This window comes from Paenibacillus sp. RRE4, assembly GCF_031844205.1.
Lineage (GTDB): Bacteria > Bacillota > Bacilli > Paenibacillales > Paenibacillaceae > Paenibacillus > Paenibacillus xylanexedens_B.
Map to the genome: position 1 here is coordinate 3,675,748 of NZ_JAUZUT010000001.1, position 21,148 is coordinate 3,696,895.

16 protein-coding genes are annotated in these 21,148 nt (G+C 45.7%); 2 read left to right on the top strand and 14 right to left on the bottom strand.

Features of this window, described 5'->3' with window-relative positions; translation table 11 throughout:
* Nucleotides 1–4: 4 nt before the first annotated feature.
* The 3 genes from Q9R46_RS16515 to Q9R46_RS16525 all read right to left on the bottom strand — a co-directional run bounded on the left by Q9R46_RS16515 (nucleotide 5) and on the right by Q9R46_RS16525 (nucleotide 5,804).
* On the bottom strand, nucleotides 5–823 hold the full coding sequence (locus Q9R46_RS16515) for a MerR family transcriptional regulator (protein WP_311280786.1): 819 nt from the start codon (nucleotides 821–823) through the stop codon (nucleotides 5–7).
* 206 nt (nucleotides 824–1,029) lie between these two features.
* Nucleotides 1,030–3,273, bottom strand: coding sequence for a carboxylesterase/lipase family protein (locus Q9R46_RS16520; RefSeq protein WP_311280787.1), 2,244 nt, complete (start codon nucleotides 3,271–3,273; stop codon nucleotides 1,030–1,032).
* A gap of 614 nt (nucleotides 3,274–3,887) precedes the next feature.
* Nucleotides 3,888–5,804, bottom strand: coding sequence for an AraC family transcriptional regulator (locus Q9R46_RS16525; protein WP_311280788.1), 1,917 nt, complete (start codon nucleotides 5,802–5,804; stop codon nucleotides 3,888–3,890).
* A gap of 257 nt (nucleotides 5,805–6,061) precedes the next feature.
* Between Q9R46_RS16525 and Q9R46_RS16530 the strand changes: the two genes are divergently transcribed.
* Nucleotides 6,062–7,681: an alkaline phosphatase gene (locus tag Q9R46_RS16530; RefSeq protein ID WP_311281049.1), complete on the top strand. Its 1,620-nt coding sequence runs from the start codon at nucleotides 6,062–6,064 to the stop codon at nucleotides 7,679–7,681.
* A 143-nt stretch (nucleotides 7,682–7,824) separates the two neighbouring features.
* Here the strand turns inward: Q9R46_RS16530 and Q9R46_RS16535 are convergent, their stop codons facing one another.
* A complete protein-coding gene (locus Q9R46_RS16535; protein WP_311280789.1) occupies nucleotides 7,825–10,530 on the bottom strand; it encodes an endo-1,4-beta-xylanase in 2,706 nt (901 codons plus the stop codon).
* A gap of 156 nt (nucleotides 10,531–10,686) precedes the next feature.
* Here Q9R46_RS16535 and Q9R46_RS16540 point away from each other — a divergent pair, with 156 nt between their 5' ends.
* Nucleotides 10,687–11,061 carry a VOC family protein gene (locus tag Q9R46_RS16540; RefSeq protein ID WP_311280790.1) on the top strand — a complete coding sequence of 125 codons (375 nt, stop codon included), beginning with the start codon at nucleotides 10,687–10,689 and terminating at the stop codon, nucleotides 11,059–11,061.
* 47 nt (nucleotides 11,062–11,108) lie between these two features.
* Here the strand turns inward: Q9R46_RS16540 and Q9R46_RS16545 are convergent, their stop codons facing one another.
* The 10 genes from Q9R46_RS16545 to Q9R46_RS16590 all read right to left on the bottom strand — a co-directional run bounded on the left by Q9R46_RS16545 (nucleotide 11,109) and on the right by Q9R46_RS16590 (nucleotide 21,130).
* On the bottom strand, nucleotides 11,109–12,278 hold the full coding sequence (locus tag Q9R46_RS16545; RefSeq protein WP_311280791.1) for a GNAT family N-acetyltransferase: 1,170 nt from the start codon (nucleotides 12,276–12,278) through the stop codon (nucleotides 11,109–11,111).
* A complete protein-coding gene (locus tag Q9R46_RS16550) occupies nucleotides 12,271–12,732 on the bottom strand; it encodes a hypothetical protein (RefSeq protein WP_311280792.1) in 462 nt (153 codons plus the stop codon). Before Q9R46_RS16550 ends, Q9R46_RS16545 begins: the two co-directional genes overlap by 8 nt.
* A gap of 6 nt (nucleotides 12,733–12,738) precedes the next feature.
* Entirely contained in the window at nucleotides 12,739–13,437 is a 699-nt protein-coding gene (locus Q9R46_RS16555; protein WP_311280793.1) for a DUF4274 domain-containing protein, read from the bottom strand.
* A 178-nt stretch (nucleotides 13,438–13,615) separates the two neighbouring features.
* Nucleotides 13,616–15,148 carry a methyl-accepting chemotaxis protein gene (locus tag Q9R46_RS16560; protein ID WP_311280794.1) on the bottom strand — a complete coding sequence of 511 codons (1,533 nt, stop codon included), beginning with the start codon at nucleotides 15,146–15,148 and terminating at the stop codon, nucleotides 13,616–13,618.
* Between the two features lie 315 nt (nucleotides 15,149–15,463).
* Nucleotides 15,464–17,029: a methyl-accepting chemotaxis protein gene (locus Q9R46_RS16565; protein WP_311280795.1), complete on the bottom strand. Its 1,566-nt coding sequence runs from the start codon at nucleotides 17,027–17,029 to the stop codon at nucleotides 15,464–15,466.
* 228 nt (nucleotides 17,030–17,257) lie between these two features.
* Nucleotides 17,258–18,301, bottom strand: a complete 1,044-nt coding sequence (locus tag Q9R46_RS16570) for a pectate lyase family protein (RefSeq protein WP_145332434.1) — start codon at nucleotides 18,299–18,301, stop codon at nucleotides 17,258–17,260.
* 196 nt (nucleotides 18,302–18,497) lie between these two features.
* Nucleotides 18,498–19,667 (bottom strand): DUF4179 domain-containing protein, encoded by a 1,170-nt coding sequence (locus tag Q9R46_RS16575; RefSeq protein ID WP_311280796.1) that lies wholly within the window; start codon nucleotides 19,665–19,667, stop codon nucleotides 18,498–18,500.
* Nucleotides 19,657–20,205, bottom strand: coding sequence for a sigma-70 family RNA polymerase sigma factor (locus tag Q9R46_RS16580; RefSeq protein WP_311280797.1), 549 nt, complete (start codon nucleotides 20,203–20,205; stop codon nucleotides 19,657–19,659). The genes Q9R46_RS16575 and Q9R46_RS16580 overlap by 11 nt, the downstream gene beginning before the upstream one ends.
* 151 nt (nucleotides 20,206–20,356) lie before the next feature.
* Nucleotides 20,357–20,761, bottom strand: coding sequence for a hypothetical protein (locus Q9R46_RS16585; RefSeq protein ID WP_311280798.1), 405 nt, complete (start codon nucleotides 20,759–20,761; stop codon nucleotides 20,357–20,359).
* 36 nt (nucleotides 20,762–20,797) lie between these two features.
* Nucleotides 20,798–21,130 (bottom strand): hypothetical protein, encoded by a 333-nt coding sequence (locus Q9R46_RS16590; protein WP_311280799.1) that lies wholly within the window; start codon nucleotides 21,128–21,130, stop codon nucleotides 20,798–20,800.
* Nucleotides 21,131–21,148: the final 18 nt, after the last annotated feature.

Below are 21,148 nucleotides of genomic sequence, written 5' to 3' on the forward strand. Positions count from 1 at the left end.
ATCGTTACCTACATGTGATAGGAATCTGAATCTCGATGTACTGAGCATCCTGTTCAGGGGACAAGGGCAAATAGTATTCTCTGCCCGGCTCATTCTCTTTGATCTGGTAGTTGTTTTTCTCGATCCACCGTGCTAGATGCACACAGGCTGCACCATCAAATGTAGAATGTGAATGAAACGCCATAGAGGCAACCATCGGTTCAGGTGGCAGGTTTCTCAGCTGAAACGGCTCAGCAACTGTCGGAGGCTCACCCGTTAAGTAATAACCGACTTCGAACTCGAATTCATCCTCTTTTCCATCCACATCTCGCCACAACACGACTTGCGGGCCCTGAATCCATTGACGGATATCTCTGGTCAGCAAAGAATCCAGATGACGTAGCAGCTCCGGAATGCGCTCTTCTCCCCCGTTTGCCTTAAAGAACATGAAGGTCTGAGCAGCCTCGGCTTTAATTCGGATCTCCTGGCCTGTCTCCCATTCTCCTTCGTTCCCCATAAGCTGGATACGTTCCTCAATACGAACAAGTCTGGCTTGTTCCGTGTCAATCATTTGCTGAATCTCACTTCGTTTCAGTCTCAACATGCCCTGAATCTGATCATGTGATATGTCTTCCTCTAGCAGCTGCCCGATCTGCGGCAGTGTGAAGCCCAATTCCTTATAGATCAGAATCCGGTTAAGTTCGAGCAACTGATCTGCGGAATAATATCGGTAGCCCGTGTCCTCGTCTACTTTACGCGGCTTGAGGATACCGATCTGGTCGTAATAGCGCAGCGTTTTTAAAGAAAGCTTGCTGAGTTTGGCAAACGTACTGATTTTGAACAATATATCATCTCCAATCCATTAGCTTAACGTGAGTATACAGTCTCCCGTGCAGGGGAAAGTCAAGGGTAGCATGGTAGATAAGTTGAGTTATGTAATCGATTCTAAAGACAACAGAAAAAGGACAGGAGCAATGTTCCCCCGTCCTTGCTTCTCATTTTAAGTTAATTGCCGTCATTTTTCTCAACTTAATTTGTGTAGTTCTTCATTTACTCCCAGAAGAAACGGCCTGCAAGCACTTTTTCGTTCAACAGTTTGTACGTCTCTTCAGGCAATTCTTGCTTCATCTTCGCATTCACCGCTTCTTTGCCCTGATTATATTGGGAGGACATGCCGATCTCGGCAGTTGTGTTATTCGCATCCAGACGCATGATCGGTGCTTTGGCATTTTTCGTCCATGGCGTCCATGCAGCAAGTGCAGACGTTCCGCCCGTATTTGGCTTGCCCGTATACAGGAACTGTTTCAGGTAAGCTGCCATCGCAGCAGACAGTTGCTCACGTCCCGGCTTGTTGGCATCACTGAAATAACCTTCAGGGAAGTAAGCCGCAATCCCCGCTGCTTTTCCTGTATAGAAGTCCATATCGGCACCATGCGGAGCCCCTAACAGGGTACGCAAACGTTCAGAGATAACGCCAGGCTGGGTTCCCCATGCAAAACGATACGCATATACTGGCGGCTGACCTGCCGCACTCGTTAATTTTTCGGCAACTCGCTCCGCATTAAAGCCTGCATAAGCCTCGCTGCCATATTTGATAGCAGCGGCATATTGTGCTGCTTTCGTCTGATCAGTAAATAATGTTCCATCATTAATGGATGGTGCAAAATTAGGATCACCGAATGCAAAAGCGGAGAATTCCGTTTCCAGGCTACCTAGCAATACAGGCACTTTCGTATATTTGCCACTGTTGATGGCATCAAAACCTTCTTTTGGAATGACCGTACCATCACGGAATAGGTGCGGGAACGGCTGCATACGGATGGCCGTTCCGCCAAATACAGTCACCAGTTTATCCGCAGGCAATGCACGCATATAAGTTTCCAACTGTGCAGGTGTTTGCTTGTTGATCCAAGCTTTGGCTTCGTCGGCATTAGCAGCTTTACCTTCCTGCACAAGCAATTTCACAATAGCATCCTCGGATTTCTGCTGTCCATCTTCAGGTGAAGCCGTCGTCAAACCGCCGCTGAACGCAATCGCTTTTTGATACAATCCTTTGCCAAGCGGGGAAATGAGCGTTGCGAGAACGTCACGCGCCCCGGCAGATTGACCCGCAAGTGTCACGTTTCCTGTATCGCCGCCAAAACCTGTAATGTTATCCTGAACCCACTCTAATGCACGGAAAGCATCAAGCAAGCCAAAGTTACCGGAATCATCCAGAGCATTGCCTGTTTTCAGCGCGGCATTCTGGAAGAAACCAAGTGCTCCCAAACGGTAGTTCACCGAGATAATGATGCTGTTTGTATTCCGTGCAAGTTCTTCTCCCTGAAAATCCTTGCCTGATCCGGTCATATTACCACCGCCATGCAGGAATACCATGACCGGCAGTTTGGTGCTGGTTGTATTCGGACGCCAGATGTTCAGATATAAGGAGTCCTCACTCCCCGCTGTCGTTTTACCGGAAATTTGCAGGCTGTTTGCCGCGAACTCTTTGGCTTCTCTTGTGCCTGTCCAAGCCTTCGGCTCTTGTGGTGCTTTCCAGCGTAGTTCGCCTACCGGAGGTGCTGCGTATGGAACACCAAGCCAGCCAAGCGTGCCGTATTGATCATAGGCTTTACCATCAATGGCACCGTATTTTGTTTGCTGCAACGTTTGAGGTTTAAACGCTCCCGCCTGTTTATGTTTGGACCAGAGCTGTTCCAACGTGCCTGAACCATTTTTGAGCTGAGCCTGCAAAGCCTGTGCCGTCGCTTCAGCCATCAAACGGTTGGTCAGTTGTGCCGTCCCCTTTCCTTGAAGGGATTTGATACCGTGGCTTGCCGCAAACGCGGAAGCCTCTCCTGATGTATAATCCGTGCCTGCTTCATAACCAAGAGCCTTGAGTAACAACGCTGCATATTCCTCTGCTGTCAGTGGAGCATTAGGAGCAAAGCGTTCCGTATCCGTGACCATACCAGCCAAATAAGGATGTTGCTTCAAGTATCCAACGACGGGCTGCAATACCTTGCCTGCCTGAGCGGCATCCGTATACGTTTCGGTTCCTTGATAGGCCAGCGCTTCTTTTTCCAAACCAGATAAACGCAAGTAAAGCACTGCGGCCTGAATACGTGTAGCATGTTTACTCAGGTAAGCCGCGTTCACGCCTTGCCCATTCCCGCGAATAAGCTCTGCTTTTACCAGTTTATCCATAGCCGGGGACAGGGATGGGGCTGTATTCCCTGCTGCATAAGCGGGTAGACCCGATACACACATGCTTAGAATCGCTGCTACTGCAATAGAACGTTTCAATTTTTTCATTGGTTATTCTCCTCGTTGTCTAGTCGTGTATGATGGAAAAATAGGTTCGAAATATTGCACCTCTCGGTACAGTATCCCAAGGTTTGCATCATTCTATTTTTTGATCGGGGATGAATGGAAGAGCGGCCCTCCTTTCTGCTGGCATGAACTGCTGCAACCCTTCGGTTATGACATTCAGGCGGATTTTTATATAAAAAAACCTGAATCAAAGGCACACAGACTTTGGATCACATCGTCTGTTGCCCTCAATTCAGGTTTTGCCTGCAATACGTAACAACCCTGAGAATAATGAGGTGTGGTATGGAATTAGCTCACTATAGTAAAAACGCAATCAATCGCCTGATCTTTCCGAACGATGCGAATGAACTGGAACAGGTCTTGCCCTGAGATCGGTTACAATCCTGTTATTACCGTGATATTAGCATATAATGAAAGCGCTAGCAATATCTTTTTAGAAAACACCTCATCACTACTTACGGTACGCATCTTACACTATAAAAAAATCATAAATGCATCAGCAAGGATGCATTTATGGTTTTACGTTCATGGTATTGCGTTGAGATCAGGCTGTGTTATAGCTGATCTCTCAGTTTTTGCTATGGCAGCTTTAACGGCTACTGAAGGTTTTTCACTTGCTCAATCAAGCTGTCCAGACCTTTATCCGCCAGATACGGCCCATAGTTCCAGTAGTTTCTGGACACGTTGATAATTCGATTATGTTTGATCGCGGGAATGCTCTGATACACCGGCTCCTCAAACAGTTCCATCATCTGATCCATCTCTTCATCTTCCATCTGAGTGAAGAAGTAGTCGGCAGGCTTGTCTGCCAGTTTTTCCAAGGACAGCACAGTGCCGCCATCCGAATAGATTTTATACTGCTCAGGCATGGAGAATCCAAAATCCTCATAGATCAGCTTGCCCAGCGTACCACCTTCACCGCCAAGCAATACCTCTTTATTGTAGATCACAAACGACATCGCTGTTGTACCCGGTTTAATATTGATGTTCAATTCACTGCGAATGCTCTTCAGTTTCGCTTCAAACTTTGCAATCCATTGCTCGGCTTCATCCTTACGATCCATAATATCGCCCATCGTTCTCAGTGTATTAATGACATCCGGATCGCCGCCCCAGGCCACCGTAATGGTTGGTGCGATTTTCGCATACGTATCTACAATTTCCTTGCTTGTGTAGTCCGGTACAATGATCACATCCGGTTCCAGACCTGAGATCATTTCAACGTTGCCGTTGCCTGATCCGATATCCGGTACACCAGCCATTTCTTCTGGATACAGTTCAAGTGTCTCCGTATTGACTCCAGCCGGTTTCACACCCAAAGGCAATAGATATCCACCATATGTAATGACCACAGGTTTGGAAGGCTTCGCTGGAATCTCAACCTGTCTTCCTGTAGCATCCGTATACGTTCGACTAGACTCCTGTACCGGTTCCGCACTCGTTGCAGGCTGTGGCTGTTCAGTTCCCGCCCCGCATGCTGCGAGCAGTAGCGATAAACTAAATAATAAACTAACCGCCAATGTAGGCTTAAAACGAAGGTTCAACTCATCCACGCTCCATGTGTTGTATTGATAATGATTATCGTTATTACCAATATAACGATGGATGTCCTTGTCAGCAATGAACGATTCAGACCTCTTGTTCGTACGATTTGAACCTTTGATTCGATGACTGTGCATTTTATACTGTGCCGGTGTCTCACCTGTTGTGCGCTTGAAAATACGGCTAAAGTAGTACAAATCCTTGTACCCAACGCTTTCAGCCACCTCCCGGATCTGTGCTTCTGTCTCGGTAAGCAAATGTTTCGCTTGTTTGATCCGAGTCTGAACGACATGATCCATCGGACTGCATCCGTACTTGCGTTTGAATACCCTGGCCAGATAATGCGTGCTGTAATGAAAATGCGCAGCCATGTTTTCCATGGAGATGGAATGAGCATAGTGCTCCTGAATGTAGGCTTCAATCTGCTCCGCAAGCTCCAGCGATTCGACCTGATGCTGAGCCGCCATCTTCCACTGGCGAAATTGCTCGTACACCAATTGATAGAACAATCCCGTCACCTGCAACCGATCCAGTTCATCACTAGAGTTCCAAGACTCCGCCATTTTTTCCACAATCGTAAGAATCGTTAACGGATATGATGCTGCAAAATAATAGGGTTCTCCGCCCTGAAACGAATTCACGCCTCGCATAATTTCATCTTCCGATAAATCAAGACGACACGCAGCCGGTTGCGGCTTGTATAGCAGTAAATAAAAATCTAACGGTTGCTTCATACAACGAATCCGCAATGACGTACCTTTTTCACCGTGTAGAATGAGTGTCTGGTCCGATGTGAATCTGTTTAGCCCGAATTGAATGTCCGCCTCGCCTTTATTTATAATCAAAAAAGCATGAGCCGGCAAAATATATGTCGATAACTCTTGTTCTGAATGCAATGCGCTATGGCGGATATCGATCAGTTTTATTTGATTGTTATTCCACCACCGAATGGCTTCTGACCATTCTTTCATGTTGAACCACCTCAAAACTATCATTGGACTTTTGTTCATGATTGTCCGATTTCATCCTTACCATACAGGAGTGTTTCGTGTTTTGTCCAGTTCGTCTATTATGTAACCTTTGACTTATAATCGTAATTTTTACAATTAATTAACTTAAAGCTAACGCTCGTTTATCAATTGCCCTATACACTGGGTTCTGGATACAACTATACATATTTATTAGGAGGATGTTCATGTTAAATCGCTTCAGTACCCGTGCAGCCAAAATGATGCTCGCGGTGACCACCATTGTTACGGCTACGCTGGGAGGCAGTAGTGCAGCTTGGGCTGTGGAAGACGGTACTTCAACAACTTCTGGTTCCCCTATCAAAAATGTAATCATTCTCATTCCTGACGGTATGGCTAATGATGCTACCGCACTGGCTCGCTGGTACAAGGGCTCTTCTCTGACCATTGATTCCATGGCAAGCGGCATGGTTCGTACACACTCTGCGGATGCGCCGATTGCGGATTCGGCTCCTGCAGGAACAGCCTTTGCAACAGGACATAAATCTCATACCGGTTTTGTCGGCGTATTGCCGGACAAGGCCACCATGCCTGGACAAAAACCGATTGCAAAAGGTGATGAAAGAAAACCTGTCGCTTCGGTATTGGAAGCTTCCAAACTTGCGGGTAAAGCAACGGGTATTGTAGCTACCTCCGAAATTATGCATGCAACACCGGCAGACTTCTCTGCCCATTATCCTGACCGTAAAAACTACGATGCACTCAGCAAACAACAAGTCTTCAATGGCATCGATGTGGTACTGGGCGGCGGCAGTAAGTATCTGGAACCGGCTGGACGCAAAGACGGTAACAATCTCGTTGCCTCCATTAAAGCACTCGGCTACGATTATGTAACTACACCTGCGGCGATGAAAGCATCAACTTCCAACAAATTGTGGGGCATGTTCTCTCCGGCAGGCATGTCATACAACATGGATCGTGATCCAGCCAAGCAACCAAGTCTTGCTCAGATGACCTCCAAAGCGATTGAAGTTCTCTCCAAAGACGAGGATGGTTTCTTCCTGATGGTCGAAGGCAGCAAGGTAGACTGGGCTGCTCATGCCAATGATCCGATTGGTATTATCAGTGATGTGCTCGCTTTTGATGATGCGGTAAAAGTAGCAATGGACTTCGCCAAAGCCGATGGGCAAACTGCTGTTGTAGCCGTATCTGACCATCAAAATGGTGGACTTACGATTGGTAATGCATCTACAACAGGCACGTATGACAAAGAGCCGTTGTCTACTTTTATCGGACCTTTGAAAAAGGCTAAATTGACAGGTGAAGGTGTAGAAGCGAAACTGGATGCGAAACGTACCAACATCAAAGCAGTCATGAAACAATACTACGGCATTTCCGATCTGACTTCCGAAGAGGTTTCTGCAATTAAAGCTGCCGAGCCAGGTAGCCTGAACTATGTCGTAGGCCCAATGATCAGCAAACGTGCGGGTATCGGCTGGACAACTGGCGGGCACACGGGCGGAGACGTTGTACTATATACGTATGCTCCAAATAATGATCGTCCATTCGGTGTCATTGATAATACAGATGTAGCCAAATACATGGCACGTGTCCTCAATCTGGATCTGGACAGTGTAAGCAAGCAACTGTTCGTCCCTGCCAAACAGGCGTTTACAGCCAAAGGTGCCACAACCAAACTGGATCTGACGGATGTTAAAAATCCGAAGATTATCGTAACAAAAGACAACACCAAGCTTGAACTGCAAATCTACAAAAATGTTGCGCTTGTAAACGGCAAAAAGACAGCCCTTGAAGGTGTAATCGTGTATAACGGAGTAGATGCTTTTGTACCGCAAGGTGCTGTGGATCTGATTCAATAAAAGAGGCCTACCTCATAAACAAACCCCCAAACACTGCGAGACGAACTCGCTATGTTTGGGGGTTTTTCTGATGATTGGATGATAGATAGAATGATTGAATGTGCGAGTCTTCTTGCTTACTGATTCATAGTCAGTCAATCGATTTATTTTGAAAACGTCAGAATGCCATATTGGGAAGTGTTCTTCCAGCTGTCATTGGTGAGATCATTCCATTTTGCCGTACTTTTGTTATTGTTTCCTTGGTTATCATTAATTTGAAGTTCAAATCCCATGACTTGGCCTTCTTTCGGCAGGAGAGACTGCAAACGGATCTTAGCCTCCACCTGATATCCTTTGGACGTTTTCTTCACAGCACTTTGGAGCCGTCCTGGCGAAGCACTGCCCGCAAACGTTGCTACGTTATCTGCACTAATCCGGAACTGGGCATCATCATATTGATAAAACGGCGTACGCTGATGATTTTCATCCAGGAAAATCTCAACCGAATCCTGATCCCACGGATCGGTGGCATTGGTTATAATTTGCGGATCGGTGACATCAATGAACAGATATAGATCCTGACCAGACCACATCGCACGGGCCTCAGCAGATGCTCCTCCGCTCTGGTTCAGTGGTGTAATGTTGAATGGAGCAACCTTATTCCATTTCGCATCCTTCTCACCATCTATCGTTACTGTTCCTTGCAGGGCTTTCGCAGATTTAGGCATACCTGCAAACTGAACAACGCCATATTTGCTGGTGTCTTGATCCTGGGATAATGTGCGGTCATTCCAGTACAGAACCTGCTGCCCTCCTGAACTATTGTTTCCACCATCCGTCACCCGTACATCAAGCCCAACTTCACGTGCAAGTGCCCCTTGTGCATTAGTCAATGGTATGGATAATTCAACCTGATAACCGTCCGCTGCTTCACGAACGCGATACGTATTTGGCTTAGCTCCTGTCACTTTGCCTTCACGGCTTATGGTGATATGTCGATCATCTGCCTCATACACCGGAGTTTTGCCATTGTTCAAATCAACGAACAGCTCCACTTTGTCTTTGGCATGTTTGGTCGTATCCTTTACGTCAACCAGAACATACAAATTATTTTTATCCCATAACGTACGGAACGCCGCCGAACCTGAATTGCCTTTTAAAGCTGTGGAAACAGCCTTGTTCCAGAGTGGATCTTGTTTTGCCGCCTTCGTATTTGGTGTACCGGACAACGTAACCGCCCGGTTCGTCAGAATAGGCAGGCTTGATTCATCTGCCAACCCCCAATAGGCCGGTTTGGATTGCAGAGCACTATCGAACAAAAAGGCTTGATTGTTATACGATTTCTCATCCTGTAATCCCCATAAGGTCACCGATGAGATGACATCGCTATGTTTTTCATACAGGTCAAACAGCTCTTTATAACGATATGCCTGCTTCACAGCAACGTCCTGAGGCAAAGTCTCACCATAAGGAATACCGCTATCGACATCCAGCTCGGTAATCTGAATATCCAAACCTAGACCAGCAAACAGATTGATTGTTTTCTCAATCTCATCAATTGGCGGAGATTCAAGATTATAGTGGGATTGCAGACCCACACCGTCAATCAGCCCTTTTTCTTTCAACTTTTTCACCAGTTGATACATATGCTCTCTTTTTTCAGGAATTTCGGTGAAATACTCGTTGTAGTATAATTTCGCATCCGGGTCGGCGGCACGTGCAAACTCAAACGTTTTCTCGACATAATCCGGGCCGATCAGCTCGTAGAACGGGCTTTTGCGCAATCCGTTTGCATCCCCGTTGCTGTCCGCAATCGCTTCATTCACAACGTCCCAGGCGTAGATTTTACCTTTATATCGTTTCATGACGGTATCCACGTAGTTCTGGACCCGACTGAGCAGTAGCTCCCTGCTCGCAGGGTTGCCCTGGTCATCCTTGAACATCCACTCTGCGGCATCAATATGCCAGAGCAAGGCATGTCCACGCAAACCCATTTGATTTTTCTGTGCAAAGTCCACATATTCATCCGAGGCTTGGAAGTCATACACGCCTTGGGAAGGGGACACAAACTTCGGTTTCATCTCATACGTCGCGGTCAAACTGTTAAAGTGTTTGGTTAACAATTGACCGTAAGCTCCTTCAAGCTGCCAGCGATATACCGCGGCCCCAATCGGAAATTCAGTCTGGTACAGATCTTGCAAGGAAGGAATATCGGACTCAATAGCCAGTGGTGCGGCTTCCTCAATCGTTACATCATCCACATAAAAGGATAAGGTATCTACCGTATCATCGGAGATATATGGTGTTTCAATAAAGAAATTCATCTCCTCAGGGTTATCGCTGTATTGGTACGTAGCCGTAACCTTATGCCATTGTTTCCAGTCGTCTTTGGGAATCGTGACCTTGTCCAGCATGTTCCAGCTCTCTGCCCCATTCTTCTTATAGGCTGTTAGCTGAATCGTCTGATCTGAAGCCGGTTTCTCCGTAAGCCTGACATAAAACGAGATGTTATACGTAGAATTAGGCTTCAACAAGCCTTTCATTTTCAGCATTGGCCCATGAAAGGAGCGCTGACGATTCGAGACAAGCATACTCCGAGTACCTTGATGCGCGGCCTGCTCTGAAACCGTCAAACTTTCGCTGCCAACACGCTGAAGCCAGCCTTGAAGCGTTCCATCCTCAAAATCGGTATGAAGCACCTTGAGATTCTGCTCGGAAACTGCCGCAGCCCCAGAACTTGCTCCCTGTTCAATCTGTTGTTCTTGTGCAAAAGCAGCCTGCTGAAAAGGAACCGTTGTCATCACCAGCATCGTTGCCAGCAGGGTTGAACTCACTTTTTTGAACGTCTTGGTCTTGGTCTTCGTCTTCATTTCATTCCTCCTCTCATTTAACTTGTATTATACACATGAAAATAACGCTTACATATATATATTTGTAAATTTTTTCAATTACTTCGGAAAAAGCGGCTATCTTCTTGTATAATAAACAAGAACCGACACTACACAACTCCGAAGGAGAGAACCCACATGTTAATCAAACTTAACTGGATTACCCTGCGCGTGCGTAATCTGGAAGCATCCATTCACTTCTATCACAATTTGCTAGGACTTACCGTTCAGCGCAGATTCGAAAGCCGCGGGCGGCAGATTGCCATGCTTGGTCTGGGTGAGACGAGTGAGACCTCACTAGAGTTAATTGAAGGTAGTGAGCAGGTACTGAAGCCCGAGGCTGGCATCTCCATCGGTTACGAAGTCTCATCACTGGAAGCAGTTATGGAGCGTCTAACGGAAATGAAAATCCCCATCCTGCGTGAACCTGTGCAGCCGAACCCACGTCTGCGTTTTATGTACATTGCTGACCCGGATGGGTTCGAGGTACAGCTGGCCGAGCATCTGAAATAAGCCATACATGTGAGCTCACTCACATGACTGGAGCAAGCACAGCTTGCTTATAGCTTCATGCGGCGCATCAGTGGCACGCCTATGCTGTTCAACAAGCAGTCTAGTAATGCCCAGCACCATCGTCTGCGGAATGAGAGATGCCGGTCGTATACGGCGGAATATTCAAAATCCGCTATCGCGCCGCGATTACGTTTAAACTGCGCTGCACCAGCACTCTCATGCAACAACTTCCCGTTCGCACGAGCTTGTCCAATGAGGCATGCCGACAGCATACGGTACAGACCGACAGACTGGGGAATATCTGTGTCATAACCGAACAGCGGAGTGGTCATCACCCCATTACGGCAGAAGTAACCCATTACCGCATCCAGACGCCCTTCCTTTCGCAAACCGTGCAAGGTTAACGCGCCGGTTTCCATGGCTCCAGCAATAAAACGCTCGTTGAACTGCGGGTTGTCATAGGAGTACTTTTCCAAATAAAGCATCCGGTATAGCTCCACAATTCGCGGGATATCCGCTTCGGTAAGATCAGCATCAGAAACCAGTTCATAGCCATGCTTGTCCATCATTGCCTGATCCCTTTTCAGCAACCAACGAGACTTGGCGTTGCCGAAATTCGGATCATCGGCCTGATACAGATATATCTGCCTGCTCGGTATAGAGCGGCATCCCGCTTCCCGAAGCCCTGTTATCAGGTTCGAGTGCAGTGCGGAACTTAAAGAGCGAAAGATCACCGTATGCCCCGAATAATGTTCTTTTACTGTCTCAAGCAAATGTGTGGCCTGCTCAGCAGTCATGGCAGGATACAGATTCGTAGATAACAGCCAGTTGTTGATATGTACAACCTTGTTGATCCAGGATTTTTTCATGCCCCAGCCTATTAAACGGAGTAGCATGGAGAGTCCTTTTTCCAGCATCGGCTTCTGTAACATGGTTAGTTCCTGCTTGGCGTACCGCACGTAGTGAGTGTACGGGGAACAGACATAAGCATTATCATATTCCTCTTCATTCACGGTCAAAGGCAGCACAAGATCATCTATCCGGGCAAGGAGCAACGTGGTGTTTACGTTAGTCATGTATTCTGTAGTTCCCTGCATCATCATCGGTTCTAAATATGCCCGTGCGTACCTCGCATCCTCCGTATCGGGCCAATCCATGGTATGAAGCGAATGTCGATCGTATAATCGAACGCGAGTCTCCTCATTAGCTTTACTCATGAACGTTCTCCGATTTGGTCACAAATGTGGCAATCCGTTCTCCCGGTTGCAGATTCGGCCGATCATAGTAATAAACCATGCCGAACTGATAGGTCATCTGCTTCGCCACGATATAAAATCGTTGCTCTTCGAATTCATTTTCCAGGCAGAAGACTGTACCATTCCTTTCAAAACCATACATCACCGAATTTAACTGAACGATCTCTTCTTCAGTAGCCAGTCGAAACCTTTCCACGTTAAATATCGTCCCGGGGCACAGAATGAACTCTACCTCACTAAAGGTAATCTCCACATTGTGATAATACGAAAAGTCAAAACTGCCCGCCAACACCAACTGCTGTCCCCGATGCTGTATAGGCTCCGTAATGTAAAAATGCTCGATGTTGCCTTCCTTCAGTTCCTGTTGCAACTGCTCCAGCTTTTTGTTCTGCTCATGGGAAGAGTCATGCACCATTTCGAATCAACCCTTTCTGGTCAAAAATGCTGCAAGATGCCGATATGTAGGCCCATCTACTCTTGTGTTTACTTCTTCCAGATCCATCTCCAGCCAATAATCCGCCTCCATCAATTCAGCCATATCCAGCTTTGTAATCTCGGCACATTTTGCATGCTCAGCTGCTACAATCATCGGCTCGGGACGATCATCCCAATTAAAACCATTCACCACTGCATGTATCAGTACTTCTGAATCCAGCAACCGAATTTTCTCACAGGCTGCATCGGAAGACTCCTCGTAAATAATGTCATCCACAATCTGTTGCTCTTCGGCCGTCAAAATCAAACGTATGGCTCCAGGTGTATCTAGCAACATCTCCGCCAGGTTTGGATTGCGACCTCTTGCCAAGATCCAAGCTGTAGCCAGAATGCCGTTAGGAGAATCGAGTCTAGCCCCATGTTCAAGCAATAGACTGATTGCTTCAGGCTGGTTGAACCTTACGGCTTTTTTCAAAGCAGTGTCTCCGAGTTTGTCTTCCACTTCCAGTTCGGGTTTGGCTTGCAGCAGACAGCGAATGCCCTCAAGAGGCGCACGATTAGTCAAGAAGAGCATAAGGGGTGTTCGTCCGCGTTCATCCCGTTCATTGACATCCAATGAGGATGAAGCTATAACATCACATAAGTGCTCTACGTCTTTGATTTTACTAATATCTGTCCAATTCAAGATGATCTCTCCTTTACTATTTTCTATGTCTACACCTACTCTATCTAAAAATATAGGTCGCTACAAGAGACCTTTGAACGCCAAAAAAGCCCGTAAAGCGCGTAATTACGCATGGACGGGCCTATTGGAATAAACCTAATATGTCGGTTAAGAATCTCTTGCAAGACGGAAGTCAGACTTAAGCTGATATCGTATTAATTGGAACAACCTTTGCCGCATGGGATGAATCTATCTCGGATTTGTTATCTGGTCTCGAAGCATGATGATCGGACACGAGATCACCGAGATTCACAATAAGCTTCTCCAGTTCGGTAAAGCTTGCCACCATATTTTGTGTCAGATTCCGTTGCTCTTCCATACTCGCCAGAATTTCTTCCGTTGCAGCGCTGGATTGTTGCGTTACACTGGAAATTTCGGATACTTCATTAACGACCCGAGTCGAGGATTCCTTCATCGTTGCTGAACTTGTTTCAATTTCTGTGGCCTGAGTCAGCACATTCTGTGAATTGGTATTAATGGATTGGAATACCCGCTCCGTTGTCAGAACACTTTCTGCTCCAACCTGCAACAACTGACGAACCCCTTCAAATCGGCTTGTCAATGCTTGTGTCTGTGTTCTCAGACTCGTGAGGATCGAGGTAATCTCACTCGCTGATTGGCCTGAGCTCTCAGCCAGCTTGCGGACTTCCTCCGAAACGACAGCAAATCCGCGTCCATGCTCACCTGCCCGTGCTGCTTCAATAGCTGCATTCAGCGCGAGCAGATTGGTTTGAGTGGCGATATCCGAGATACTGTTCAGCATCAATGTCATCGATTCACTCTGATCATTGAATTTCTTCATATCATCAGCTGTCGTGTTTATTGTCTCGTACAATTCATGCATCTGTTCGTTCAGGTGACCCATCTGCGCACTACCCGTCTGTGTGCTTGAAGCCATACTTGCGGACAGCTCTTTCATCTGCTCAGAATATGACGCTACGTTCTTAATATGGCGGTCGGACTGAGATAACGATTCGGAGATCTCGGCAATACTGGTCGCCTGAAACTCGACACCTCTTGCAACTTCGCTGAATCCGACCGTAACTTCGTTGGTGATGGCGCCGGTCTCATCCACTTTTTGTTTCAATTGCTCTGTATAGCGGGACAACCCTGCAACAGCTTCTTTCACCCGTTCCAACATGATTTCCACACGGGTACGTGACTCTTCCACTTGCGCCCCCCGTGCTTCACTGTCCATGAACAATCGTTTGTTTACCCTTGACACGGTGATCATAATAATTCCGGTTACGATATACATACTGAAATTAATCAAGTCAGCAAAGAGTTGCTCGATACTCGCAGATGACACAAGGACCAATTGAACCGTGAAAAAGGCAAGCATCACCGAAAAGGCAGTGTTATAGTGCTTGCTATTCGGATACAGCAGGAGCGGTGAGACAATTAGTATGCCTTGCACGGCATTCATCGCGTCACGGCTGACATAAATTCCACTCGCGATAATCGCTACGGTAACGAACCACGGGATGACATGAATACCCTTTTTCAAAACATTGCATACGGTAACTGCTAAGGTGACCACAATGGAGAGTAGCGTGGATAGCCATAGATCGGGAACGATAATGGTGATCCCTGCACTTATGGCCGTTATGGCCCACATCATGTAACTTACTAGTTTGTTTCTCTGCCAAGTAATCTCATCGATACGATTCATGCTTACCCCGTCCTTTATGTAAGTTAAAAAATTTAACATATGTAGGCCACTGTAAGTTTATTCTCAGTCCATAGTCCTGCTTATACGTAGTTCTGTAACCCCTGCGCCTATAGCATAGTACATATTAACTTCATAAACGTGCAGTCAGCGCCACTTTATGTATATCGGTAATTTATGTCTAAAATTAATATGTCTTAATAAATATATATTTTCACGACATGTCCACCTTAATGAAGCGGTTCAATGCGTCCTTGAGACGTAAAAAAGTCCGGCAACACGTCTTATTTACGCGTTACCGGGCTCCTAAGTAAACTTTTAGTTGTTCTGAATTTCCCGTACATCTTTAGCTGCTTGATGATCGGACACCAATAAGCTCAAATCCACGATTAGCATCTCCAACTCCCCAAAGCTTTCCACCATATTCTGTGTCAGATTGCGCTGTTCTTCCATGCTCGCTAGGATTTCTTCTGTTGCTGCGCTGGACTGCTGTGTTACACTGGAAATTTCCGAAACCTCATTCACTACCCGTGTTGAGGAAGTCTTCATTGTGGTTGAACTTGTCTCCATATCGGTTGCATGAGTAAGGACGTCCTGTGAGCTATGATGAATGGACTGGAACACTTCCCCTGCTGTCTGCACGCTGTTCCTTCCACGCTGTAGAGATTGGCGAATCCCTTCAAATCTCATGGTTAATGCTTGGGTCTGCGTTCTCAGTCCCGTGAGGATTGTTGTAATTTCATTGGCCGATTGGCCAGAACTTTCAGCAAGTTTGCGGACCTCTTCCGATACTACAGCGAATCCACGTCCATGCTCTCCTGCACGAGCAGCTTCAATAGCCGCATTTAAAGCCAGCAGATTGGTTTGTGTGGCGATATCGGAGATGCTGTTCAGCATCAACGTCATCGATTCACTTTGTTCGTTAAACTTCTGCATATCATCAGCGGTTATATGAATGGCGTTATCCAATTCGCTCATCTGCATATTCAATTGATCCATCTGAGCACTACCCGACTGGGTGCTTGTGGCCATGTCTGCAGATAGCTCTTTCACCTGTTGGGAATAAGACGCCACATCTTGAATCTGGCGGTCAGACAGAGCAAGAGACTCTGAAATCTCGGCGATACTTGTTGCCTGGAACTCCACTCCTTTGGCAACTTCTCCAAAACCAAGTGTCACTTCATTGGTTATGGACCCTGTAGCATCCACCTTTTGTTTGAGTTGTTCAGTATAGTGGGAAAGTCCAACGACGGACTTTTTCACTCGTTCCAGCATTTCTTCTACACGCTTCCGTGAATGTTCTACCTCATTCCATCTATGCTCACTCTCTTGAAATAACTTCTGATTCAACGTAGATACAAGGACTAAAATCACACCTGCTACTGTAAAAAGCACCACATTCATTATATTTTCTATAAACTGCTCTCGGGTTGAAACCGGAACGATGAAAAGCTGTAAAATGTTGTTTGCAAGCAAAACCGAGAAACCGGTAAGGAATACTCGCTTATCAGGATAAATTAATAATAGACTCGTAATAACTATCGCTATAAACGGGTCTACAGTCCCCCAAGTAGCAAAAATGCCACAGGCACTAATCAGTGTAACATTAATCCACGGAATAAGATGAATATGCTTCTTTTTGGCGTTGGCATACATAAGCCAAATACCATACACAATTACTAGAGCGTTAGAAAAGAATAATTTAGGATCTGTAAAAGCGATAACTATTCCGAAAGTCACGACAATCCACAACATCACTGTAATCATTTTATTTCTTTTCCAGATAATTTCGTCCAACCGATTCATAAGTACCCCGCCTTTGATGTAGTTTAACCAGATGTAAGCTGTAATGAGTGTGTGATGAAGTGACGGGTCATGATTCATTGCAAAGAAATCACCCTGCCATAATATAGTGTATAAAGGCTTCATAAACATGTACACAGCGCTACGTTAGTATATATCGGCTGTAAATCATGTAATTGAAATAGGAACTACAAAATAATATCGTTGCATATTATCATAAACAAAATAAAAAGCCTGCCCATGCGTAGTTACGCATAAAGCAGACTCTGTCATACCTCTATTAGAAACCTTTAATATGCCTTCCGGCTGTTACTTGCCAAATACCAGTGTTGTATTCGATGATCCGGCATATTTCGTAACAAACTCACGTGCATAGGCTGCGCTTTCAACCTGATAGCTGTAATTATTGCTTGGTCTCCAGTTGGTTTTTGGTGAAACCGGGCTGTTCAGAGCAGGTGTGCTACCTGTATCCGTAAATTCGCCTTTACCTTTGTCGTCCAGAATGCCGCCTTTTTCAGCTCCTGCACCAAAGTAGTTGTTTTCGGAATAAATACGGGCTTTTTCTCCGATCGTGATCGCTTGATTGAAGTTATTGGCGTAATTGTTTTTGATGTGGAAAAAACCATAACGCATAAGTCCCGGGCCACGTACATACAAGTTTTCGAAATAGTTATTGGACATGGTCACATGAGGCACACCGTTATAGCTGCTGTTACCGTCATTCGGGTGTCCTAGAATAATGCCATATTTGTGATTCGCAAATTTGGAGTTACTGATCGTGATATAATCTGCGCGGTCACCGATATACAAGAGCTTATCCAGATCACTGCCACTCGAACTATAGTTATGACCCGAGAAAGTAACATGGTCGATCCAATAGTTGGAGCCGGAAGTGATGTACATCTGAATATCATCGTTGGCATTGATGTTCGCAGAGTGATTAAAGGTCAGATTCTGAAAGATCACATTGCTTGACCCCGAAGTGGATCTGAAGTGAATGTTCGTTAATGTATGTCTGTCAAAAGAACCTACCAATGTTTTGTTGGAACCAAATTCAACTTTTTGCAAACTGGATGAAGAAATATTCTGTTCCACAACGACAATCTTGGCTGTAGAGCCTGCCATGTGTGTTCTCAGATCATTCAGATTGCTGACATACACGACCTGACCGTTCCTGCCTCCAGTTGTCGCCGCCTTGGATACACCGTTCTCATTCTTCGCATTACCTGCAAAACCAGTCAAACCATTGGTGCCCGTGTTGGGGAAGTTAGCCGCACCATATGTAGCAGGGGCTGTTGAAACCGTTAACAACAATAAAGTGACTGCGAGTAAAAGCAATGAAAACTTCTTCAAAATATCACCATCCTTTGTAATTTGTACCTTCAAACAACTCGATTATAGCTTGTAACCTGCATTGTGACAATAGCATCATTGCAAAAAGACAATTATTTTATCTTTTTCGCAACAGCAGGTCAGATATGGTGAAAAACAGAAAGATGAGCACATGTCACATATACAACATGAACTCATCCCGTCTCTTCTAATGCATCTATTTAATTTTGATTTCAAATTGATCCTTTGCAGCGTCCTCTTCCTTTTCGTATACCTTACCGGGTTTTCCACGCATTTTCAGTATGATCGATTCGGGTTCGTCAAGAAAATTGCTACTGAACGAATAAATCATGCCATCCCCTGTTCCTCTGCCTCCATTTCTGGATAAAGTTGTCTGATCCCCATTTTTGGAGGTCGTTACAATCTCCAACGGCTGAATGATATCACTAATAAACGACTCCTTCTCATAATCTAGCTGTTGTTTGGGATCATAATCAAGTCTTACCTGTGTAACCAATGGCGATATCTCCACGTCCGCTATCAACACTTCGTACTCCCCAAACTTGAACATTTGATTCACAGGAATAATTTCCGTTTTAGGGATTGAAAATTTCGGATCCAATGCAACGATAACATTCATTTTTTGGGAAAATTCGTACTTTCGTTCCTGCGAATTGTCCTCTTGTTCTTTTTCTTTTTCCTTAACTTTCCCATCTTCAAGGCGATCAGAAACGGCGGAGGAAAGTTGGAATTCAAAATTTAATTTTTCCGGAAGAGGCCTGCTCCGATTTCGGTCAAAAGTGGTTCTGCCCCGAAGAACATGATTCTGGTCTGAGAAACGGATACCGTTAATGCTACCGTTATCAATCACATGTCCTGTCGATGCATCCATTAATTTCGTGTTCTCTATGGAATATACACCACTCGGTGTATCCGTCTGAGCAGAGTATAAGAGAATCACTCGATTCTCATCCGCCATCAACGCATCCAGCGTAAACGTGTATTTCCCCATCGTCACCGTCTGATCTAAAGGCTGAACATAATTATGGTTGAGGGCCGAGGTAAGGGTGGCACTCTCCTGATCTCTCCGCAGCAATTCTCGAAAAGGCTCCAATTTCCCCCAATGAACTTCAGACTCGGAAGAGGTCAACCGCTGTTGACCGAAGTCTCCAAGTGATGCGAACAGAATAACCGCCACGGCAAGGGATACAGCGGATAACACCGTGATCCATTTTCCACGTCTGCTTTTAATTGATCTACTTGCTCTGGCTTCCGCCAAGCCATGTTGTATGGCAGCAGTCGTATCTGCCGAATCCCATTCTTTGCGTTTCTTGTTAATCTCATATGCATCTGCCAGCAATGCTTTTTCCTCCGGGCTAGTGGTCATGCCAATCCCTCCTGCTCTTCATCAGCTTTCGTAATTGTTCAAGACCCTTATGCTGCCATGTCTTGATCGTGCCTTCCGGTTTGCCAAGAATCGAAGCAATATCTGTAAGTGTCATATCGTTGTAGTACTTGAGCAACAATACATGCCGATATTTTGGTTTTATTTTCAGCAAAAGGGATTGCATGGCTATACGATTATCTCGGGCACTAATCATCCACGAAGCCGGAATATTATTCTCCATGCTTTCATCAGGCTGAGGTATAGTTCGCTTGCGGCGGCGCTGTTCGTCAATACAGACATAAATTAAAATTCGAATGATCCATGATTTAAATGCCTTCTCGTTTTTTAGCGTACGACGTTTAATCCAGGCCCTGCAGGTCATCTCTTGTATCGCTTCCAGTGAATCCTGCCGATTCCGTAAATAGCTATAGGCAATGGATAATAACGTATCTTGATGCTCCGTAACGGAATTAATAAACGCTGATTCATCGTGCACATGTATCCAGTCCATCTGCTTCATCCCTGTCTCGCTATCCACCCCGTTCCCCCCTTTTCTCTCTCTGTGGTATAAGACGGATGAACCGACCAAACCGTTTTCATTATTTTTTATACGAAAAAAAAGCTCCCCATCCATAGATAGGAGCTGCTATTCCTGCACTCGTAATCGAATTACATCGAATTACATCTACTTACAGATTACCCGTAACTTCAATCCCGTCAGCTGAAACCAGCACGTTCCGAATCCAGGTTGTCAACGAATCTAGGAACACCCGCAGTTCCGGTTCAGCAACTTCAACCTGTTCCAGCTCAGTCAACATCCCCACCCATACCTCTTTCACTATCGGATTATCCCAACAGGGATCAAACGACTGCAACTCTTCTCCGCTTCGCGGGTCCGTTAAAGGGAACGCACGATTGATTGCTGGACGAATATGCTTGAAATCCTCATCATAGATAAACAGCATATCCTCATGTCTTATCTCATGCATCTCTTCGTTCAGATATAGGGGAGATAAGGTAAACCCGATGTTCCTCTCAGGGCCTTCATACTGATAAAGGAGCACCGGAATTTTACTTTTTGATCTTCTTGCCACAACGTTCACTCCTTTGCCCGTTCAACATCTTTATAATTACAATTCATACCATTCAAATACTCCTGGATACTGATTCGTCACACCTTCCATCTGCTCCATCCAGGCTCGTCCTTCCTCCCCCCAGATATGGAACAGGCAGTAGATGTATTTTTCACCCTCCGCTACTTCATGCAAATTGTTCGCTTCCTCCAGCCATACTTCCAAAGCTTTGGGCCAAGATTCATCATCACGCAAAAGAACAAAACCATCGGTGTGTTGTTCTACGCTGTACATCCTGTTATGTGTCAGTGAAGCCGCCAGTCGCAACATGATCTCGGTCAACCTGCCGTGCTCCTGCTCCTTCGTTCTGATCCCATACTCCCAACCCATAACGTGATTCCTCCCTCT